Origin of the sequence: Flavobacterium undicola, assembly GCF_009909155.2 — a bacterium.
Lineage (GTDB): Bacteria > Bacteroidota > Bacteroidia > Flavobacteriales > Flavobacteriaceae > Flavobacterium > Flavobacterium undicola.
This window is the reverse complement of record NZ_JAAAPM020000013.1, coordinates 18,754-39,188: the sequence shown is the minus strand read 5'-3', so window position 1 is coordinate 39,188 and position 20,435 is coordinate 18,754. Positions and strand designations below refer to the sequence as shown.

10 protein-coding genes are annotated in these 20,435 nt (G+C 35.3%); all 10 read left to right on the top strand.

Going from position 1 to position 20,435, the window contains the following annotated elements; all coding sequences use genetic code 11:
• Window positions 1-2,622, top strand: coding sequence for an alpha-L-arabinofuranosidase C-terminal domain-containing protein (locus GTZ96_RS09295; RefSeq protein WP_235972931.1), 2,622 nt, complete (start codon window positions 1-3; stop codon window positions 2,620-2,622).
• 50 nt (window positions 2,623-2,672) lie between these two features.
• Complete coding sequence (locus tag GTZ96_RS09290; RefSeq protein ID WP_235972929.1) at window positions 2,673-5,816, top strand: glycoside hydrolase family 2 TIM barrel-domain containing protein; 3,144 nt, start codon at window positions 2,673-2,675, stop codon at window positions 5,814-5,816.
• A gap of 74 nt (window positions 5,817-5,890) precedes the next feature.
• Window positions 5,891-6,925, top strand: a complete 1,035-nt coding sequence (locus GTZ96_RS09285; protein ID WP_181033167.1) for a family 43 glycosylhydrolase — start codon at window positions 5,891-5,893, stop codon at window positions 6,923-6,925.
• 131 nt (window positions 6,926-7,056) lie between these two features.
• Window positions 7,057-8,559, top strand: coding sequence for a family 43 glycosylhydrolase (locus GTZ96_RS09280; protein WP_161643394.1), 1,503 nt, complete (start codon window positions 7,057-7,059; stop codon window positions 8,557-8,559).
• Between the two features lie 872 nt (window positions 8,560-9,431).
• On the top strand, window positions 9,432-10,469 hold the full coding sequence (locus GTZ96_RS09275; protein WP_161643392.1) for a GntR family transcriptional regulator: 1,038 nt from the start codon (window positions 9,432-9,434) through the stop codon (window positions 10,467-10,469).
• Window positions 10,470-10,685: 216 nt separating this feature from the next.
• Window positions 10,686-13,943: a SusC/RagA family TonB-linked outer membrane protein gene (locus GTZ96_RS09270; RefSeq protein WP_207720169.1), complete on the top strand. Its 3,258-nt coding sequence runs from the start codon at window positions 10,686-10,688 to the stop codon at window positions 13,941-13,943.
• A 16-nt stretch (window positions 13,944-13,959) separates the two neighbouring features.
• Window positions 13,960-15,735, top strand: coding sequence for a RagB/SusD family nutrient uptake outer membrane protein (locus GTZ96_RS09265; protein ID WP_235972927.1), 1,776 nt, complete (start codon window positions 13,960-13,962; stop codon window positions 15,733-15,735).
• A gap of 66 nt (window positions 15,736-15,801) precedes the next feature.
• Window positions 15,802-17,130, top strand: a complete 1,329-nt coding sequence (locus GTZ96_RS09260) for an alginate lyase family protein (RefSeq protein ID WP_161643390.1) — start codon at window positions 15,802-15,804, stop codon at window positions 17,128-17,130.
• 53 nt (window positions 17,131-17,183) lie between these two features.
• Complete coding sequence (locus GTZ96_RS09255; protein ID WP_161643388.1) at window positions 17,184-18,422, top strand: DUF5013 domain-containing protein; 1,239 nt, start codon at window positions 17,184-17,186, stop codon at window positions 18,420-18,422.
• 542 nt (window positions 18,423-18,964) lie between these two features.
• Window positions 18,965-20,275 carry an alginate lyase family protein gene (locus GTZ96_RS09250; protein ID WP_161643386.1) on the top strand — a complete coding sequence of 437 codons (1,311 nt, stop codon included), beginning with the start codon at window positions 18,965-18,967 and terminating at the stop codon, window positions 20,273-20,275.
• Window positions 20,276-20,435 lie beyond the last annotated feature (160 nt).

Genomic DNA, 20,435 nt, shown 5'->3' with positions numbered 1-20,435 from the left:
ATGAAAAAAGTAAGAGATTTAATAATTAGCGATAATAAAAAAACGAATTACAAGAAAAGGATTTTAATGCTCTTGTTGATTTTTTTCATAGGACAGTTAGGTTCATCTATTTGGGCAAAAGAACCAGATTCAGTTTATTTATTTGCCTATACAAAAAATGAAGGAAAAAGGGCAAATGGTTTGATGTTTGCTTGGAGTCCTGATGGTAAAAAATGGCATACTATAGGAAATGAGTACAAATATTTAAAAAGCGACTACAGCCATGATAAAACTATCATACAGCCTTTTTTATTGAGAGATGAACAAGGAATTTGGCATTGTTTCTGGACATTGAACGAAAAAGAAGGGCTTTTAGCACATGCAGCTTCGGAGGATTTAGCAAAATGGAAAAGGCAATCCTACATAAAAATGCTTTCTGACGATAATTGTTTATCAATTGAGGCAGTAAAAAAAGGAGATGGTTATAATCTGACTTGGGGAGGTAAGTTAAGCGGAAAGGAGAAAATTTATTCGGTTACTACACGTGATTTTAAAGGCTTTTCGGAGGTGAAAGAAGTTTCATCCAGAGTTAATACAAATCTACGTACTACTATAAATATCAATGGAGAAAATGCTACGGGAACGGTGCATAAGGTGAAATGGAATGTTGTTGATGGTTTATTAAAAACACAACAAATGGCAGCTTACAAAGGAATGTTGAAAGGAGAATCAACAAAGGATGACAGTAATCGTTTTGCTTATTTGAAACCGATAGAAGCTAAAGTGAACCTAAATAGTGCTGAAAGTAAATCTATTAGTGATATGTTAATAGGGATATTCTTTGAAGATTTGAATTACGCAGCTGATGGCGGACTTTATGCTGAGTTGATTCAAAATCGTGATTTCGAATATAAAGCGAGTGATAAGGAAATCAAAGAAAATGATTGGAATAGCCGTAAAGCGTGGGAATTGAAAGGAAATGGAGCTTCTTGGGTGGTAGATAGTTTGTCTCCGCTTCATCCTAATAATAAACATTACGGTAAATTAAAGTTAGAAGAAGCTGATGCAGCTTTGGTAAATGAAGGTTTTAGTGGTATATCCTTACGTGCGGGTGAGAAGTATGATTTTTCTCTTTTTGGTAAAATACTTGAAGGTAAAGGAGGTATTATATCAATTCGGTTAGTTGATAAGTTAGGTCGTGTATGTGCTGAAAACACAATAAAATGTACTTCTGCAAGCTGGAAGAAACAAGAAATTGTTCTTAATGTTAATCAAACTATTGCTGATGCAAAGTTAGAGATTTGTCCACTTTTTAAGGGAACTCTGGCAGTGGATATGATTTCATTGTTTCCACAGAAAACTTTTAAGGGACACAAAAATGGATTGAGAGCAGATTTGGCACAAACTGTAGCTGACTTAAAACCAAAATTTATGCGTTTTCCTGGTGGTTGTTTGTCACATGGCGATGGTTTAAGTAATATGTATCGTTGGAAAAATACTATTGGTTCATTGGAAGCCCGTGTACCGCAAAGAAATATCTGGAATTATCATCAAACGGTAGGTTTGGGTTATTTCGAATATTTTCAATTCTGTGAAGATATTGGTGCACTACCTTTACCTGTGGTTGCAGCGGGAGTACCATGTCAAAATTCACATGGAGGGCAACAAGGTGGAATACCAATGGAGCAAATGGGTGAATATGTGCAAGAGGTTTTAGATTTAATCGAATGGGCTAATGGAGGAGTAAATACCAAATGGGGTAAGATACGTGCTGAAGCAGGACATCCAAAACCATTTAATTTGAAATACATTGGTGTGGGTAATGAAGATATGATAACTGATGTATTCGAAGAACGATTTACGATGATTTACAAAGCTATCAAAGAGAAATATCCCCAAATTACCGTAATAGGAACAACTGGGCCTATGTTAGATGGTACAGATTATGAGGAAGGTTGGAAAATTGCAGACAAACTGGGTTTGTCAATGGTGGATGAGCATGGCTATCAATCTGTAGGTTGGTATATTAATAATCAGGATTTTTATGATAGCTACGATAGAAATAAAGCCAAGGTATATTTGGGAGAATACGCCGCTCGTGCTAAGGGTGGTCCTAACTTGGAGTCGGCATTGGCAGAGGCATTACATTTATCAAATATAGAACGCAACGGTGATGTGGTGGCCATGACTTCATATGCTCCATTATTGGCTAAAGAGAATTTTACCCAGTGGAATCCCGATATGATTTATTTTAATAATACAGAGGTAAAACCAACAGTGGGTTATTATGTGCAAAAAATGTTTGGGCAAAATGGAGGAGACACTTATATTCCTACTACATTAGACTTATCTGATAGATCTGAAGCTGTAAAGAAACGTATTAATGTTTCTGTAGTTCACGATAAAGCTTCTGGAGATTATATAGTTAAGATTGTTAATTTGCTTCCTGTATCAGTTAAGACTAAACTGGATTTGAGTTCTTTAGGTAATTTGGAAACTAAAGTTTCTTATACTTGTTTGAGTGGTCGTCCTGAAGACAAACAGCTTCTTCCTGTGACTAATAGCATTTCGTTGTCTGAGGTGGCTGATAAAGAAATTCCTGCCTATTCTTTTTCGGTATTGCGATTTAAAAAAGTGAAATAAATAAAAGTTGTTAAACAGGCTCAGTTGGCTTGTTTAAAATATAAATAAATATGAAAATAGTTATGAGTGATTTTTTTAAAATGTTTGCCGTTGTCTTAGTTTTACTGACAAGCGGGGCTTCAAAAGCACAAAAAGCAATGTGGCTTGACGAAACCAAAAATGAAGAAAACAGGCTTCCGATGCACGCCTCTTATTTTGTTTATGAATCGGATGCGGCAGCATCAAAGAATGATTGGAAACAGTCTTCCAATTATTCCAGTCTCAACGGAGCATGGAAATTTTTCTGGGCTGAAAATCCAGAGGGAATGCCTAAAGGATTTGAGTCCAAAGATTTTAACGATAATTCATGGAAATCATTTAATGTTCCTGCAAACTGGGAATTGAATGGCTACGGATTTCCAATATACACTACAAATGGTTTTGAATTTACTTACTTGTTAAAGAATGGTAAGCAGCCACCTATTGTTCCGATGGATTATAATCCTACGGCTGTTTATCGCAGGGAGGTTATTCTTGATCCATCCTGGAATGCTAAAGAGGTTGTATTGCATGTTGGAGCTGCAAAATCAAATCTTTCGGTTTGGGTTAATGGCAAATACGTTGGTTATGGAGAAGATAGTAAACTTCCTTCGGAGTTTAATATTACTCCTTTTTTGACCAAGGGAAAAAATCTGATAGTGATGAAGATAATGCGCTGGTGTGATGGAAACTATTTGGAAGACCAGGATATGTGGCGTCTTAGTGGTATTGACCGCGATTGTTATTTGATGGCCAGAAATCCGGTTCATTTATATGATGTTGAAATCATTCCTGATTTGGATGCAGTTTACAAAAATGCTACTTTGGATATCAAGTTAAAATTGAATAAAAAGCCTGTTGCTCCGCTTACAGCGTTATTTGAGCTTAGAGATGGGCAAAAGTTAATCAGTTCGAAAAGTTTAGTATTCGATAATTCTGTTAATGCTTCTGCAAAACTTGAAATAAATGCTCCGAAATTATGGAGTGCAGAAGCTCCTAATCTTTATCAGGCAGTAGTAAAAATTAAAGATGCCGCCGGAAATATTCTTGAAGTTATTCCTCAAGTAACAGGATTTAGAAAAGTTGAAATTAAAAACGGCTTGTTTTTAGTGAATGGAAAACCCGTATTGATAAAAGGAGTTAATCGTCATGAATCAGATCCTATTTCTGGTCACGTAATTTCAAGAGAAGCGATGATCCGTGATATTAAGCTTATGAAGCAGTTTAATATTAATGCTGTCCGTACCTCTCATTACCCAAACAGTGAAATCTGGCTGGAGCTTTGTAATCAATATGGACTTTATGTAGTGGGTGAAGCAAATATTGAATCTCATGGGATGGGATTTAATGTTACTAAAACGCTTGCCAATAAACCAACGTGGGTAAATGCACACCTGATGAGAGTGCAGCGAATGGTTGAACGAGATAAAAACCAACCATCCATTGTAATCTGGAGTACAGGAAATGAAGCCGGGAACGGATATAATTTTTATTCCTGCAATCTCTGGCTGAAAGAACGCGATAAAAGCAGACCTATTCAGTATGAAGGAGCCTGGATTGATTATAAAACATTGACTTGGGATTGGAATTCAGATATTATAAATCCGATGTATCCAACTCTTGATGTGATGTTGAATTATATAAAGGCAAATCCAACACCTCAAAGACCTATGATCATGTGTGAATATGCTCATGCTATGGGGAATTCTTTAGGGAATTTTAAAGATTATTGGGATTTGATACGCGGCAATAAAAAGCATTTCCAGGGAGGTTTTATCTGGGATTTTGTGGATCAGTGTTTCGAGCGTGTAAATGCCAAAGGTGATACAGTATATACTTATGGAGGGGATTATGAACCTAAAGAAGCAGCCACTAAGTGGAATTTTGCTGCAAAAGGAATTTTTTATGCTAATCGAACTCCTTATCCGCATGCATGGGAGATGAAAAAAGTATACCAGGATATTCACACAAAATTGGAGGAAACTAAAAGTTTGAGTATTTACAATGAAAAATTCTTTACCAACCTTGATAATGTTAAATTGCATTGGGATGTAATAGTAGATGGTAAGACAGTTCAGCAGGGAGATGTATTGTCATTAAAAGTTAATCCTCAGGATTCAACGTCGATTACGCTGCCAATCATGAAATTAAATAATGGTGAGGCATTTCTAAATCTAACTTATAGCCTTAAATCGGAAGAGCCTTTAAAACCAGCTGGACACATTATTGCAATTGAACAATTAAAACTGGGCGGAGAATACAAAAATGATGTCACCTTGGCGAATAAAGGAAATATCTCTAAAAACGAGACTTCGGATGAATTGAATATCAGTTCCGATAAGGTTTCTATTGCATTTGATAAGAAAACAGGAATGTTGAAAAAATATACAGTTGGAGGTTTAGTATTACTGGATCAAAATTATTTGTTCAGGCCAAATTTCTGGAGAGCACCAACTGATAATGATTTCGGAGCCAAATTTCAAACGAAACTGAAAGATTGGAAAGATGCAGGATTAAATCCTGTACTGAAAGAAATCTCATCTGAAACTCAAAAAAATGGTGTCATTGTAAAAGTTAAGTATGAGCTTCCTCAGGTTTTTGCTAATCTTAACATCGAATATTTGATTAATGCTTCTGGGGAAATCCTTGTTAATGAGAAATTATCGGTAACAGACAGCAGTAAGAAAGTTGAAATGCTTCCACGCTTTGGGATGCAATGGGTTTTACCTCAAGGTTTCGAATCTGTTGAATATTATGGACGCGGTCCTCATGAAAACTATGTCGATCGAAATTTTAGCGCACATTTAGGGATTTACAAACAATCGGTAAAAGATCAATATTTTCCTTATGTTACGCCTCAGGAAACGGGTAATAAAACAGATTTGAGATGGCTTAAAATAAGTAATGTTAAAGGAGCAGGCCTTGAAATAAGAGGAGTACAGCCTTTGAGCATAAGTGCGAAACATTATTTTGACAGTGATTTAGATAGTGGGGATGAAAGAAATCAACGCCATGCAACAGATGTTGATCCGCGTCCACAAACGCAATTAAATATTGATTTAAAACAGATGGGTGTTGGTGGTCTGGATAGTTGGGGAGCAAAACCTTTGGATCAGTACCTGATGCCATATGGGAATTATGAATTTAGTTTTCTTATAAAGCCCTTGCTTCCATAAAGGTTTTAACTGCTAATGTTTGATTTTTATATAAATAATTTATAAATAAAATGAGTTTAATAAAACAAGTTATTATGAAAGCAAAAGGAAAAAGTATGCTCCTGATACTTTGTAGTATTCTGGTATCTGCTGTTGCTTTTGGTCAGGAAAAAAATAAGGGGAAATTGGCTAATAAGCCGGTATTTAGTGATCCAATTTATGATGGTGCGGCTGATCCTGTAATTATTTGGAATAAAAAAGAGAAAAAATGGTTTATGTTTTATACCAATCGTCGTGCGACAGATATGACTCAGGAAGGATCTAAATGGGTACATGGGACACGAATTGGGATTGCTGAATCAACTGATGGCGGTGCAAACTGGAAGTATCGGGATACGGCGAACATTAAGTATCGTCCAACAAAGGAATATACGCACTGGGCACCCGATGTGTTTGAACACAAAGGAGTATATCACATGTATCTGACTTATGTTCCCGGCGTTTTTGCCAGTTGGAATCATCCCCGTGAAATCATTCATCTTACAAGTAAAGATCTTTTGAATTGGGATTATAAATCAACATTGAAATTGGTTAATAATAATGTTATTGATGCAACAGTATATCAATTACCAAATGGTACGTGGCGACTTTGGTATAATAACGAAAAAGATGGGAAAACTATTTATTATGCAGATAGTAAAGATCTCGAAAATTGGGATCTGAAAGGCAAAGTTATAGAAGAACGAGGAGAAGGGCCAAAAGTATTTCGTTGGAAAGGGAAATATTGGATGTTGGTTGATAACTGGGCTGGTATGAGTTTTTATTCTTCCGATGATGCAACTACCTGGGTTAAGCAGTCTGGAGAAAGAATTTTAGAACTTCCGGGTAAAGGAAAGGAAGATCAGGCTATTGGAGGTCATGCAGATGTAGTGGTTTCAGGTGATAGGGCTTTTGTGTATTATTTTACTCATCCCGGTAGAGTTACTAAAAAATATGCTGATAATGTTGAAACTCGTAGGAGTGTAATTCAGGTAGCTGAGCTGGAATATAAAAATGGAATTATCTCGGTAGATAGAGATAAACCAGTGTATGTTAAACTAGATAAGCAAGCAATTAATAAAAGGAAATAAGAATAGGATAAATTTCTATTCACTTAAATAGCATTTTTTATTATATCTTCTTTCGGATGAGATAATAAACCATGTAATCTTGCAGCAAATTGACATTGGATAAAAATTAAAAGTTTAGTAAAGTAATGTGTATGAATAATAATTTTTTAAAGAGTTTAGAGCTATTATGCTTATTGTTTATTGGTTATCAGGTTGAAGCACAACAAAATCTGCCTTTACCACAACCGGTTATACCGGATTATGTTGCTGATCCCTCTGTTTCTTACTTTAATGGGACCTACTATTTATACGGGACGTCCGATATTGACCATGGTTTGCTGGAAATGGGACCACCGGTGGTATGGACGTCTAAAGACCTTGTAAATTGGAGTTATAAAGGAGTACTTTTTAAAGGTTTTGATTGGCAAAAGGCTCATACTTTTGGTCCTGAAGGAAAAAAGAAAACGGGTTATTTCAGGTATTGGGCTCCTGGTGCTGTAATCAAAAAAGATAAATTGTACCATTTGTATCCTACAATTCTAAAGCCGGATAATAAATTGGGTACGTACCATTTAACATCAAAAAGTCCGGAAGGTCCTTTTGAATTTAGCAATGGGAAAGGGATTTTCTTTAATGAGCCAGAAAAAGAAAAAGAAGAGACTCAGCCTGTTTTTGCAGATATAGATGGAGATCCTTTTGTAGATGACGATGGTCAGGCCTATATTTACTGGCGCCGAAGAAAAGCTGCTAAATTAAGTAAAGATTGGAAAACAATTGACGGTGCTGAAGTTACTATTCCAACTAAAAGAGGTGGCTATTCAGAAGGTCCCTTTTTATTTAAACGTAAAGGGATTTATTATTATTTGTACACTTTATCAGGCGGAGCTAATTATGTTTATGCTTACATGATGAGTAAAACAGGGCCCTTAGGACCATTTTTTGCTCCAGATCAGGACATGATAACTAAATCAAATATTGAAAAAGGAGTTTGGGGTCCAGGTCATGGAAATGTGCTACATATTCCAAAGACAGATGACTATTTGTTTTTTTATCTGGAATACGGTCAGGGAAATACTACTCGTCAAGTTTATGTTAACCGCTTACAATTTAATGCCGATGGAACTATTAAGCCTGTTGAGGTAACAACTACTGGTATTTCAGAAATAACTAATTTGAACAAAAAGGCTCTTATTCGTCCTGCTAAAGTTACAGCTTCGAGTGTAAGGAGAGATACGATTATTAAAACTACTATCGATACGGTAATCGAGAAGTTAATCAACATGCCTCCAAAATTTGTTGAATCTGAATTGGCAAATGTTCAGCGAACTATGGATTTTAAACCAGAAAATGCTATTGATGGTTCAAACGGAACCTTCTGGATGTGTGATACTGCCGATAAGCAGCCTTGGTATCAAATTGATTTGGGTCTTGTAAAGCGAGTGAAGAGTCTAGAACTCTTTTTCTTGAAATCTACTTTGGGACATACATTTAAAATTGAGAAGTCAGAGGATGGCAAGGAATGGCAAACAGTAAATACAGCTATGTCAGAACTAATTCAATCTCCAGAAATTATTAATAAAATAGGAAAAACCCGTTTCCTTAAATTAACCATTTTGTCAGGTGCACCAGGTTTATGGGAAATTAAGATGTATTAGATAATAGTCTCTGATATTTTAGATATAATAAATTGGTTTTAATGTAAGTGTAAGTGGTCGGAAGTAATTCCGACCACTTTTTTTGTTAGTTATCTAAATTATTGAAAGTAAGACGGCTTGTTTTTGTTGTAATTGTATAGGGAATAAAGAGTGGATTCAGGTATATATTGAGTGTGCTCCTGAATAAAGCATTTAGTTTATGATAACGTATTATTTGAAGTATTTATGTTGTTTAATTCAATTGGAAAATGATTGTTTGATTCAAAAAAATCTCAATAAAAGTATAATGGCAACAGTAGTTTTTGATTGAATTTTATAAAATTAAGTTAATGTTTTTTTTAGTTTTTAATAATGTGTAAAATGAAATTATTTATCAATAAAAATACGATATCGTGAAAAATACTTACTTTTTTGTGCGCTAATGCTGTAAATGGGTGATAATTTATGCAGAATGGGTGATAATTTATCTCTTAAAAAAGACATTCTAGGTAATTTTGATATGTTGATAATCGGATAAATTGTTAATCTAAGGTTAATTTATTGTTTGATGTCAATTTTAAAAGTAGGTATTTGAAAAAATGGATTGGATTTAAATAATTACAGTTTTTGGTTGGCTTGTAGTTTTTGCCATAGCGGTTGCTGATTAAAAGTATTGGCAGCTGTTTATCAAAAACAGTCCATTTTATACCTACCTATTATTATTGTAATTGTACAGGAATAGTTAACGTTAGTTTGGTTAGTGATTTTTAGTTTTTACAACTACTGATTTACAAGATTGGTAGTTGTAAGCTAAAAAGCAAAAAGTTAGGCTGATCATGTCAAAGACAAATTTTGATTAAAGAAGTTAATAAAGTATTTAATGTGTGAATCGTATGAGAAATTATAACAGTTTTAAAGATATACTATCAATAAGCGATTATTCTAGAGTTCGTAAACACAGACAGATTATTAATTCTGTTTTAAGTGCTACAACAATTGGTTCGTTGAAATTAAATGACAAATTGCCTTCGGTTAATGAGTTAGCTATTGATTGTAATATTTCAAGAGATACGGTGGTAAGAGCCTATACTTTTCTTAAAGAGAATGATATTATAGATTCAGTTCCAGGAAAAGGCTATTATATAAAATCAATAACAAATACGTACAAGGCTAAAGTTTTTTTGTTGTTCAATAGCTTAAGTCCGCAAATGAAAAAAATTTATGATGCTTTTGCTGAGGCACTTCAGGATAGAGCAAATATTGATTTTTACATTTATCAAAACGATTATAATCAATTTAAAAACCATATTCTGGATAATAACTCAAAAGAATACACCCATTATGTTTTGGATGCAAATTTTGAGGATAAAGACTATATCGATTTTATAAAAAATGAAGTGCCTGTTGATAAGTTGATATTGCTTAATGGTAGTTCGGAAGAATTAGAGGAAGAGGTAGCTTGTATTTATCAAAATTTAGAAACTGATTTTTTTCAGGCATTAGAAGAATTAGAAAGTCATTGGAGAAAATACAAAGGGATCAAATTGGTTTTGCCAAAGAACAATAACATGCCAAATGAAATTAGACAATCTTTTGAAAAATTTTGTCTTCAATACAATTATAACTTCGGAATAGTAGAAGATTTGAATAATGAAAAGCTGGAACAAAATATAGTATATGTAGATTTTGATGATGATGTGAGTTTGGTAAATCTGATAAAAAAAATTAGCAGTACTAATTTTGTACTCGGAAAAGATATCGGTTTGTTATCCTATGATGATAATCCATTAAAAGAATTGCTAGCAGGAGGAATTACGGTAATAAGCCGGGTTTTTGAAAAAATCGGATATCAGCTAGCCGATATCATTTTGAATAAAGAAAGTAAGCAACTCTTAGAACCATTAAATGTGATTGTACGAAAATCATTGTAATGCTTTAAGTTGTTATTCTTTGTGACAGAAATGAGATTAAAAAGATGTGAGATTTTTGTTGTCAGAATTAAAAATGATATTTTTTATGATATCGTTTTAGTTCAGAACAATCAAACAATTTAAGCATCATAATTATACAGAATAATGCTATTGATGAATACCAATAGTGTTAAAGTTAAAAGACTAAATTAATTATTAACCAAAATGAATTGTTTTATGAACAGACCAAAAATCATTCAGCATAAGCTGAAATTTTTATCAAAACCAACTTTGTTAGCGTTATTATTAGGAAGTAGTGTGGTAGGGGAAGTATACGCTACAAATTCTGATAGTTCTGTTAATCTAAGTTTGAATGTTGTTAGGCTAGAAAGCGTGCAACAAAACATTACGATAACGGGGAAAGTAATTTCTGCCGATGATAATATGGGGATTCCCGGAGTTAACGTTTCCATAAAAGGAGTTAAAGGTGCAGTTAGTACTGATTTTGATGGGGGATATGTTATAAAGGTTTCGTCAACTGATGCGGTATTAGTATTTAGCGGTATTGGTTTAAAAACCCAGGAAATTAAAGTGGGTTCGCAAAAAGTAATCAATGTTACTTTAAAAGCGGATGTTTCAACTTTAAATGAAGTAGTAGTTGTAGGGTACGGAACCCAGAAAAAAGCAACATTAACAGGAGCGGTAGAAACGATAAGCTCTAAGGTATTTGAAGATCGTGCAATTACAAACGTTGGTTTGGCACTTCAAGGGCAAACACCAGGTTTAGTGGTTACCAGAAGTTCTGCCCGACCAGGTAATGAAGGACTTAATTTTCAAATTCGTGGTGCTTCTTCTGTCAATGGGTCTGAGCCATTGATTATTGTAGATGGAGTACCGGTATTAAATGCTCAATCTTTTCAAAATATGAATCCTGATGATATAGAAAGTATCTCAGTTTTAAAAGATGGTTCAGCTGCTATTTATGGTTCTCGTGCATCTAATGGGGTTGTTTTAGTAACTACCAAAAGAGGTAAAGGAAAGGTTAAAGTGAACTTTAGTACTAATCTTCGTTTTGTTACCAATGGTCTGGTTGGCTATTCACCTACTATGCAGGAATATGCTACAATGTGGCTAGAGGCCAACAAAGAAGAGACTACACCTAACTGGTGGATTTGGGGTAATAAAGATAATTTGTTAAACATGCAGAAGGGAGTTGAAGGAAAATACGATCTTTTTGGTACAGATTTCTTTATCTTCAATGCAAACCGTATTGAAGAAATGTTTTCTACCCGTTATTCCTACCAGCATAACCTTAGTGTTTCTGGTGGAGGTGATAAATCGAGTTATCGCTTATCTTTAGGGGTAGCAGATAATCAGGGTAATTTAGCAACGGCTTATGATGGTCAGAAGCAGTTAAATGCCCGTTTTAATTACGACTACAATTTATCGGAAAGATTAAAATTAGAATCGAGTATCAGTATTACTAATACTAATACAGGTCAGCCTTCTAAAGGGTTAGGAAATATCCTTTATTCCACAGATATGCCTTTCTACCCGGCAAAAAATCCTTATGGTCAATGGTTTGCTCCTTTTAATGGGATTGATGGTGGGGCTATTAAAAATGCTGCTGCAACTTCTGCAGATGGAGGTAGATATGTTAAAAAACAATTAACAGGTCGTATTGATTTAAAAGCTACTTATAAAATATGGAACGGAATATCAGCAGAAGGATTGGCTTCTATTCAAAATGAGCGATTTACTCATGAAAGATATGTGGTACCCGTAAGATTATATGATTGGTATGGGAATCCTAAAGGGAATGCTTATCAAACTGATGGAGTAAACAATGTTTATGAAGCTAGTGCTGAGTCTAAATTTTACCATTATTATCAGGCATTATTACGTTACGATAAAACCTTTAATGAGAAACATAATGTTTCGGTTATGGGTGGCGTGAGTGCTGAAAAATGGACAGCTCAAGGGATTGGTGCATCCCGAGTAGGATTTGAAGATTTAGGTGTTTATGATATCAGTCTAGGAGCTACTACTACACAAACAAATGGTGGTTATAAAGATCTTAACGGTCGTTATTCCTATTTAACCCGATTAAATTATAATTATGATGAAAAATACATTGCCGAATTGACAGGAAGAAGGGATGGTAATTCTCGTTTTGCAGAAGGTTACAAGTTTAAAAACTTTGGATCGGCTCAATTAGGTTGGGTGTTTACAAAAGAGAAATTTTTAAGTTCTATTGGCAATATTCTCAATTTTGGTAAAATTAGAGGAAGTATTGCATCTACAGGTAATGAGGCAAAAGGATTAGGAGCATTTGACTACCTTTCTCTTGTAGGTATTGGTTCTACAGTTTTAGGTCAGCCAGCTTCACAACAAACGGCATCTTATAATAGTGCTTTGATCAGCAAAACACGTACTTGGGAACGAGTGACACAAAAAAACGTGGGTATAGATCTTGGATTTTTCAAGAATCGTTTGACTACTACTTTCGACCTTTATGAAAAAGAAAATATAGGGATGTTGATTGGTGTAACCTATCCATCTGTGTTGGGAGGATCTCCACCTAAAACCAATAGTGGGAATTTCAATACCAAGGGATGGGAATTTGTTATAGGCTGGAAAGACAATGTGAAAGATTTTAGTTATAATGTATCCTTTAACATGGGTGATGCAAAAACTATGGTAAGTGGGGTAGAAGGTGCTGATAGCTATGGGGCAGGTACAAATGGAATTGTAAATGGACTTCCTTGGAAACCTATATTTTTATTCAAGACGGATGGCTATTTTAAAGATCAGGCTGATGTAGATGCCTATTACCAAGCCTATGGTGGTAGTGATCTTTTGGCAGGTATGCCAAAAAACAATCAGGCTGTTGCTTTACGTCCCGGGGATACAAAAAGAGTGGATGTTGCAGGAACAGGGAATATTACAGCTAATGGGAATAAGAATAGCTCATTGGTTTATATGGGAGATGGTACACCACATTACACTTATGGGATTAACATGGGAGCATCCTGGAAGGGGTTTGATATAAATACTTTTTTTCAAGGTCATCTGGAGCAAAATATCATGCGTTCGGGATATATGGCTTATCCATTCAGGGCGTTATTTACCAACCAGAATCCAACCTTTTTGGGAAATACCTGGACAGCAGAAAATCCAGATGCAATGTATCCTCGTTTAACGGTTAACCCAACCCGTGCAGGATGGAACTATGGCAATAACGATTTTATGTTACAGAATAGCCGTTACATTCGACTAAAAACATTAGTAGTAGGGTATTCACTACCGGAAAGCTTAATAAAACGTATGAAGTTAGATAAAGTAAGGTTTTATTTCTCTGGTAATGATTTATGGGAAGCATCATCTATTAAAGATGGATTTGATCCTGAAGCAGGTGAAAATGCAACGGATGGTGATAATGCAGGATATCCTTTTGGTCGTACTTGGTCTTTTGGATTAAATGTTGGTTTTTAATAACTTAAATTAAAAAATGATGAAAAAAATATTGAATTATATAGTTCTAGGAGGTCTTTTTTTAGGCTTGTCGGGTTGTCAGGATGAATTTATTGATTTAAATCCAGAAGGACAATTTACAGATGCAGTTTATTTCAAAAAACCTAGTGATTTTAAAGCATATACTACTGGTTTTTACGGACAATTACAAGGATGGGATTTTGGAAACATGGATAATGGTTCAGATTTGTCGGCTAATGCCAATGGAAATGGTACGGCTTTAGGACAAGGAACAATTGCAACAGCCAGTACTAATTGGGATTATTCTGGGATTCGTGTTTGTAATATTTTATTAGCTAAAGCAAATGAATATACAGGAGAAGGAAGTATCAGCCAGTATGTGGGTGAAGCTCATTTCTTTCGCGCTTATGCTTATTTTAATTTACTAAAAACTTTTGGAGGTGTACCTTTGGTAACAACAGTTTTGGATACTAATTCTCCTGAGTTATTTGCGCCTCGAAACAGCCGATATGAGGTAGTTGCGCAAATTTTAAGTGATTTAGATAAAGCCATTTCAAATCTTCCAACCGAACAGAATTTGGTAGCTACTGATAAAGGCAGGATAAGCAAATGGGCAGCTATGGCCTTAAAAGCACAAGCCGAACTATATGAAGCCACCTGGGAAAAATATGTAGGTCAGCAGGCTGATGGAGATGGTACTGCAATTGGTGCTGGAACAACAGGATACAATACTGCTAACGTAAATATTTACCTGGCAGATGCCGCAGCAATGTGTAAAGAAATCATGGATAATGGGGGATACGAACTGTGGAACAAGAATGCTGATTCCAAAATGACTAATTTAAGTTCTTGGTATTTGTTTAATCTTGAGGATGCAGGATCTAACCCGGGAGCTTATGATAAATTTACAAATAAGGAATTTATTTTATACAGCGTGTATGACTATACACTTAAGCAGTCCAGAAAAAATATAAGTTGGACATGCTGGCAATTGTATCCAAGCCGTAAATTTGTTGATATGGCAGTATGTACGGATGGATTACCGGCAGCTAAATCACTTTTGTTTCAGGGGTATCAAACAACAACCTCTGAATTTCAAGCCAGAGATTTACGTTTGTTAAACTATTTATATAGTGCAACTACGGCACCAACCTCTGTTACTTTAGATTTTGGGAGCTTAGGATTTAGTGGTTACGGTAACTCGAAATATGCCGTGTATGGTTTTGGTACTCGTAGATTAGATAATACCGAATCAGCCAACTGGCCTATTATTCGATTGGCAGAAGTGTACTTAATGTATGCAGAAGCATTGTACGAACTAAACGGAAGCATTACGGACACGCAATTGAATGCCTCAATTAATAAATTAAGAGACCGTGCAAAGGTAGCTTACTTGACTAATGCGCTGGCTTCAGCCAATGGCTTAGATATGAAACAAGAAATAAGGAGAGAGCGTGCTGTTGAGCTATATCGTGAAGGCAAACGTTTTGATGATTTGAAGCGTTGGGGTATTTTAGAAGAATCTTTAAATCCATCCCGTTTGGGGAGAGTAGTGGGCAGTGCTTCTTACACAACCCCTTTTAAAGATGCTTCCGGTAATCCTACAGCTGCTTATAAAGCAAACACCTATGTGTTTGGTGAAGAGACAGTAGAAACTCCGAAAGGGGTGTTGAATTGTGTGGTAATTGATAGTAAATTAAACCATACGGTGGCTAAAAAACATTATTTGTACCCTATTCCTCAAAGCCAAATGTTGTTGAATAATAAGTTACTTCAAAATCCTGGGTACTAGTAAACTGAAATTTGATAGACCTTGCAGGTTTTATGCCTGTAAGGTTTGTTTATAAAAATAGTAATTATGAAAAAGGAACAATTTAATTTTTACCGGTTAGTTGCGCCAACACTAATTTTAGGTGTATTTGGTCTGGTGATTGCGTGTTCAAGCCCTTCGAGTGGGGGAGATACCCCAACCCCAACCCCAACCCCAACCCCAATCGTGCTGGCTATTAATACTTTGGACCCTTCTGTTCCCATGAAGCATATTGGTGCGATTCATACCGAAGAAGACTATGCAAGGATAAGAGCTAAAATTGCAGTACAAGCAGAGCCATGGACGTCTGGATGGAATAAATTAATAGCCAATTCGCACGCACAATCAACTTATACCGCCAGTCCTGTTGCAACATTAATAAGAGGAGGAAGTTCGGCTGAAGAACCTCTGCCAGACAATTATAGTCGTGCTATGAATGATGCGGCTGCAGCTTATCAACTGACATTAAGATGGAGGATAAGTGGAGATGCTATTTATGCACAAACAGCAGTCAATATCCTTAATGCCTGGGCAAAAACATGTACCCGTATTAGTGGAGATTCCAATACCGCTTTGGCGGCAGGGATATACGGTTCTCAATTTGCTATTGCGGGAGAAATGCTGAGAGGTTATCCGGGTTGGAACCCAACTGATTTTGCGGCATACCAAAAATGGATGAAAGATGTTTTCTATAATTTGAATAAGGCCTTTTTAGAAACCCATTGGGGTACTTGCCAATCTCATTATTGGGCTAATTGGGATTTGGCTAACTTGAACTCTGTATTGGCTATAGGTATTTTAACAGATGATAGAACTATTTATAATTATGCCATTAATTATTTACAGAAAGGTAATGGCAATGGAAATTGGTATAAAGCCATAAACCATGTTTTTGATGGAGATGACGCGGGCTTGGCTCAGCTTCAGGAAAGTGGACGAGATCAAGGGCATGCAACATTGTGCATTGCATTAATGGGACAGATTTGCCAGTTAACATGGAATCAGGGAGATGATTTTTACGGATTGGATAATAACCGCTTCTTAAAAGCTTGTGAATATGCGGCAAAATATAATATAGCAAGGCTAAATGTCCCGTTTTTCGAGTACACTAGGAATTATAAAGATGCCTGGAGTGCTTGTGGGGGAGTGGAAACACATACCCAAATTAGTGACGCTGCTCGAGGATCATTTCGTCCTATGTGGTCTGCGCCATATTTTCATTATACAAAAATTAAAAACATCTCAGAAAGTCTTACAAAATATACTAAAATGGGTTTAATGAGCTCTTTACCGGAAGGTGGAGGTGGTGATTATGGTCCTAATAGTGGAGGGTTTGACCAATTAGGATTTGGAACACTTTTGTATACCAGAGATTAAAAATAATATTATAATTATTTCATATAATAGATAAAATTTAAACAACAAGAATTATGAAAATATTTAAAAATAATAGTATCCTCATCAGAGGATTCATGATGGTTATTTGTTTTACTTTTTTTACGGCCTGTGAAGAAGGTCCAAACTTTAGAATTCAGGAGTACCCTGAACAAACGGCAACAGGAATAAGTCATACTTCTGGATACCCTGGTATTAATGTAACCATTACAGGAACTGATTTTGGGACTTTAAAAGGTGCTGTAAAAGTATATTTTGGAGGTATTTTGGCTACTAATGTAGTTTCCTGTGAGGATACTAAAATTGTAGTTCAGGTGCCTGCTGCAGCAGTTAGTGGAAAAGTAAGTTTACAAGTGTGGAAACATCTTAATGATTCTTTTGCAGAATTTACCGTTTTGCCTGCTCCGGCAATTACATCAGTTGTTTCAAGTAATACGATTAATACCGTTGCGTTTCCCGGAGTTGATATCGTAACTATCAATGGTATTAATTTTGGTACAGACGCATCAAAAGTAGCGGTAAGTTTTAATGGAACTGCAGCGACGATACAAACCATTGCCGATAATAAAATTACTGTGACAGCACCAGCAAATTATGCTACTGGTTTTGTTTCAATTACTATGGGAGGATTAACTGTTCAGGGAACTCCTGCCATCATTAACCCAACAGCAGCGGGTGATATAACTCCATATTTTCTAAGTAATACTGGGAATTTTGTTTCCGGAGGTGGATTTGTTAGTAATACAGATGCGTATGCTAGTAATAGATGGGGTACATTAGGAGCACCTTGGATAACTAATGCAGGTGCTAAAAATAAAACCAATGCTTCATCGGTAAAAGTTGGTGGATGGTCTAAAGATGGTGGAAGTCGTCTTTGTTTTGAAACTTGGGGTGATACACCGGTTGTCGATGGAAAGGTATATCAACAAACATCAATGGCTTTGCCAGCAGGTAGTTATACCGTATCATTTACTTATTATTCAGAAAACCACCCAACATCTTCTGTTTATTGTGTGGCAGCTGCAGGAGATGGATTGCCTTCGTTAGCAAATTTAAGTACTGCTTTAGGTTATGTTGGTACCTGGAATAGTACACCAGTAGGAGCAACTGTTCCAAATAGTTCAACTGGTGCAACTGCACTTGTAACAACACAATTTAACTTTACATTAGCTACTTCTCAAAAAGTATCCATAGGATTTTTAGCTAATATGGCAGGAGCTACTACTAAAGCCGATTATTTTAATGTGGGTGGGATTAAATTAGTTAAAAATTAATTTTGGAATTATAAGGCAGGGGTATTAAAAAAATCCCCTGTCTGTTTTATTTGGCTGATTTTTTTAAAATAGTTATAAATAGACAGGCCAAAAAAATATTTAAACAGATAATTCTTAAAATGTTTTTATTGTCTATTATAAATACTTGATCTCCAATGTTAGTTTATTTAAACTGATGACAAATGAAATTGTCATTAACAACAAGTTTACGTAAGCAAACACTAATAAATAAAATGACAACGCGAGCGCTAACAAACTGTTGAAGAATAACGTATATGAATGCTAAAAAACAATTTTTGCATATATAAAAATCAGTAATAGTCTTATGAATTATGTGTTTTATTGGTTTGTATAAAGAAAGAAATTTTAATTGAATGGGAATTCAATCAGATTACAAATTAAACGATTAACAGATTATATAATAATCAAATAAATTATCTCAGGGAAAGTACCTGAAATGTAAAAATGCAGAAAGTTAATTGATTTAGAAAAACTTTTATTACTATAAATACTTCTGGAATATTATTACAAAATTAAATATTATGAAACAATTAAAAATAAACTGGATTTGTAAAATAGTTGCAGGAGCAGCTATTTTTACAAGTTGTTCATCAGAAGATGGGAAAAAATCGGATACTACAATCACTCCACCAGTAACAACAGTTGACCAGATAAAGACATTAGATCCTTCTGTTCCCTTGAAACACGGTGGCTATGTTAAAGATGCTGATTTTGTAAGTATAAAAGCGAAGATTGATGCTAATCAGGAACCTTGGGTTTCTGGATATAATAAGTTGATAGCTAATTCGCATGCTCAATCAACTTATACTGCCAATCCTGTTGCAACATTAATAAGAGGAGGAGGTTCGGCAGAAGAACCTCTGCCAGACAATTATTCTCGTGCGATGAATGATGTGGCAGCTGCTTACCAATTAGGCCTTAGATGGAAGTTAACAGGTGATGCTCAATATGCACAAGCCGCTGTTAATATTTTAAATTCCTGGGCTTCAACTTGTACCAGGATTTCTGGGGATTCAAATGCAGCATTGGCAGCTGGGATTTATGGGTATGAATTTGCAATAGCTGGTGAACAGTTGAGAAATTATTCTGGTTGGGCTGCTGCTGATTTTACTAAATATAAAGAGTGGATGCGTACTGTATTTTATAATTTAAATTATAGTTGGTTGTCGACTCATTTTGGTTGTCATCCTCAGCATGCTTGGTCTAACTGGGATTTGTGTAATATGGCCTCGGTTATGGCTATTTCTGTTTTAGTAGATGATAGATCTATGTATAATTATGTGATTGATTATTATCAGAACGGGAAAGGATGTGGAAATAATTTTGTTACCATATTTGAACCGTTTCCTAGTCCTAATTCCAATATGGCTCAAATGCAAGAGAGCGGAAGGGATCAAGGACATTGTATGTTGTCTTTAGCATTGTTAACTACGGTTTGTCAGATTGCTTGGACACAGGGAGACGATTTATGGGGATTTAGGGATAATATTGTTTTGAAAGCTAGTGAATATGTTGCTAAATACAATGTAGCTTATTTGGACGTTCCATATACGGTCTATAGTTGGCATGAAGGAGATCCTTGGACAGGATGTGGAGTAAAATTGACCGAATTACCTGCTATTGGATCTTCAGGTAGGGGAGGTAACCGCCCAATGTGGGCAATGATTTACAATCATTATGCTAAAATAAAAAAACTTCCTGCTGCGAGTGTGTATTATACTTCCTTAGGAGTGAAATCAGCTCAGCCTGAAGGTGGAGGAGGTGATTATGGAGGAAACAGTGGAGGGTTTGATTCACTTGGTTTTGGTACTTTATTATTTACTTTAGAATAGTAAGAGCTTGAAATACTATTAGGTAACTTCATTTAGATAAGTTTAATTTCTTAAGTTGTTTACCTAATAGTCTTTTAATCTTTTTTTTTCAATTAAAAATATTGTTTGAATTAAGAAATTAAGACTTTCAGGAGAAAATTTAATAAAATTAGTAAATCTA